The organism is Flavobacterium sp. (genome assembly GCF_043773265.1).
In the GTDB taxonomy this organism is placed as follows: domain Bacteria; phylum Bacteroidota; class Bacteroidia; order Flavobacteriales; family Flavobacteriaceae; genus Flavobacterium.
Genome location: NZ_JAYVFH010000304.1, coordinates 1 through 2,868 on the forward strand (window position 1 = coordinate 1; position 2,868 = coordinate 2,868).

The following is a 2,868-nucleotide window of genomic DNA, read 5'->3' on the forward strand; positions in this document are numbered from 1 at the left end:
CCAAATGATTTAGAAATTCCGCTAGCCATTTTGGTTGATGGTAAAAGTGCCTCAGCATCAGAAATTGTTGCTGGCGCTTTACAAGATTTAGACAGAGCAGTAATTGTTGGCAGCAGAAGTTTTGGAAAAGGTTTGGTGCAACGACCAATTGATATGACTTATGGAACGCAAGTAAAAGTTACAATTTCTAGATATTTTACACCATCAGGAAGATGCATTCAAGCATTAGATTATTGGCATAAAGACAAAGATGGAAAAGCAACTAGAACTGATGCTTCTAAATATACAGCGTTTAAAACTAAAAAAGGAAGAACAGTTTATGATGGTGGCGGCATTCAACCAGATATTGAACTTGCAGAAACCAAACTAAGCACCATTGCCGAAGTACTTCAAAAAAATGATGGCGTTTTTAATTATGTAACGTATTATTATTTTAAAAATCCAACGCTTGGCGATAAAATTCCAACGTTAACTGATGCCGATTTTTCTGATTTTAAATCGTTCTTAAAAAGAGAAAAATTTACTTTTGATACAGAAACTGAGCTGGCTTTAAAAAACACATTAGAAAAAGCTAAAAAAGAAAAAATAGACGAAAGTATTAGTACAGAATACAATCAATTATTGGCAGCTTTACAAAAAAGTGAAGAATCATTATTAGATAAAAATCAGAAAGAAATTAAGAAATTAATGCTAGATGAAATTATAAAACGATACCAATATAAAGAAGGATTGTATCAATATTATACTAAAAACAACTTTGAAATTGGCAAGGCAAAAGAAATTTTGGCAAACACATCAGAGTATTCTAAAATTTTACAATAATGTTGGTTCGTTTCTTAAAAATACTTCCGTTTTTATTATTTTTCGGAATTCTTCATGCGCAAGAAGAAGTTGTATATTCTGTTTATTTTGAATTTGATAAATTTTCATTAGACGAAAAACAAGGCAAAGAAGTAATTGCTTTTATAAAAAATGCCGATTCCACAAGAATAGAATCCATTCAAATATTTGGTTATACTGATGATGTTGGTAAAGATGCCTACAATTTTAAACTGTCTACCAACAGAGCCAATACTATACAAAATAAACTTATTGAAAGTGGCATAAAAAATAAAATTATAGTAACCATAGAAGGTAAAGGAAGAGTTTTAATTGAAGATGATATTGTAGAAAATTTACCCGAAAAACGCTCTAAAAATCGTAGAGTTGACGTTGTTGTAAATTTAAAAGAACTACCCAAACTAGAGTTGCCCGGTTTTTATAATATGATTCAAAAAAATCATAAAGTTGGCGATCATGTGTATCTAGAAAACATACTTTTTGAAAAAGGAAGCAGCAAGTTAACCTTAAAAGCCAAAACAGAATTAGACAAAGTTGCTTTGTTGTTGTTGCGATACAAAACCATAGAATTCGAAGTGCAAGGACACGTGTGTTGTACGCCAAGAAATCAAAAAGAAGCCATTGATAAAGATACTAAGAAACGTCAACTTTCTATTAATAGAGCACAATCTGTCTATAAATATTTAGCTTTTAGAAGAGTTCCTAAAAACAGAATGAAATTTAAAGGTTACGGAAACACTGTGCCACTTGGCAAAGATCCAGAATATGATAGACGAGTTGAGTTGGTTATTAGTAAGATTTAAAGATGAAAAAAATTATTTATAAAAACTAAATAAATCATATAAGTTTGCTTCAATCAACTTACATTTAATTATTAAACTTTATAATATGAAAAATAAAATTATATGTACAATTCTTTTACTAATAATTTTTTCTTGTTCAAAAAATGAGCAAGATGAATTAGTAAATACAAATCCACATAATCTTCAAGATTTAGGGTTGTCAGCATCAAATAATATTTATCCATTTTGGCCAGATACTTTTCAATATTTAGGAAGTAATCAATGGTACGATTATAGAATTGGTGACACATTAGTTGTAAGAAGAAGAGACGAAGTAACTGAAGATTCTGGTGATGAAATTGAATACAGATTTCTTGTAAAAACAAATGAATGGATAAAACCATTAAATGTTAGAAGAATTAGATACGAAGCAACAATTAATGTTGATGCTCAAGGTAATCAAATAATTAATCCAGATAGTGGTTTAAAATTTGACAAATCAATTGTTAATTTTCGACTTCAACAATATATAGAAAATCAAGTTTTAGCATGCGAAATCGAAACTCAAAATGGAAGTTATGGGTTAAATTATACTTTAATTGATAAAATGTGGGTAAAACTTAATGATTAAATATAACCAAAAGATATATAAAAGCGATTTAATAATTTTAAATCGCTTTTCTTTTGTTAACGAATTACATCTATTACCAACTCTAGTTTGACTAAATTGGAATTTAAATCATCACGAAACTTTTAGATAAACTTAGTTTTGTAATTATTAGCTCAGTCTTTAATAGATACATTTGAATAAAAAATCGCCAATTCACAAAAAGTTTACGCTTAAATCTATCAAAAAAATTAAAATCATCGAACAAAAAGATAAATTATTCAAACATTTTGAAAAGTACATCAAATTAAATGATGAACTAAAAGTTGCATTAATTGACAAAATAACTTTTGTTTCTTTTAAAAAAGGCGACTTAGTTCACAACGCAAATAAAATATGTACAAAATCGTATTTTATACAAAAAGGATTGTTTCGCACTTATTTTATTAAAGACGGAAAAGAAATTAGCGAATACTTTCCGGCAGAAGAAGAATGGAGTAATTCGCCCAGAAGTTTTAGAACAAGAGCATTAGATATTTACTACATTGATGCTATAGAAGATACAGATACTTTGTGTTTGGATGTAAAAGATTTAATGTATTTATTTGAAAATTTTCCAGAAATGGAACGTTATGCTAG

4 protein-coding genes are annotated in these 2,868 nt (G+C 28.5%); all 4 read left to right on the forward strand.

The genetic code is table 11. The features are described 5' to 3' along the window. On the forward strand, nt 1–822 hold an 822-nt coding region (locus ACH2BO_RS15600; protein ID WP_395045655.1), incomplete at its 5' end, for a S41 family peptidase. Beyond that, on the forward strand, nt 822–1,643 hold the full coding sequence (locus ACH2BO_RS15605; protein ID WP_395045656.1) for an OmpA family protein: 822 nt from the start codon (nt 822–824) through the stop codon (nt 1,641–1,643). The genes ACH2BO_RS15600 and ACH2BO_RS15605, both read left to right, overlap by 1 nt. 85 nt (nt 1,644–1,728) lie before the next feature. Further along, complete coding sequence (locus ACH2BO_RS15610; RefSeq protein ID WP_395045657.1) at nt 1,729–2,253, forward strand: hypothetical protein; 525 nt, start codon at nt 1,729–1,731, stop codon at nt 2,251–2,253. 172 nt (nt 2,254–2,425) lie between these two features. Continuing rightward, on the forward strand, nt 2,426–2,868 hold a 443-nt coding region (locus ACH2BO_RS15615), incomplete at its 3' end, for a Crp/Fnr family transcriptional regulator (protein ID WP_395045658.1).

Bases quoted from the DNA above. Each gene is read 5' to 3' on its own strand.
- ACH2BO_RS15605 (WP_395045656.1), top strand. From the start codon at position 822: ATGTTGGTTCGTTTCTTAAAAATACTTCCGTTTTTATTATTTTTCGGA.
- ACH2BO_RS15610 (WP_395045657.1), top strand. From the start codon at position 1,729: ATGAAAAATAAAATTATATGTACAATTCTTTTACTAATAATTTTTTCT.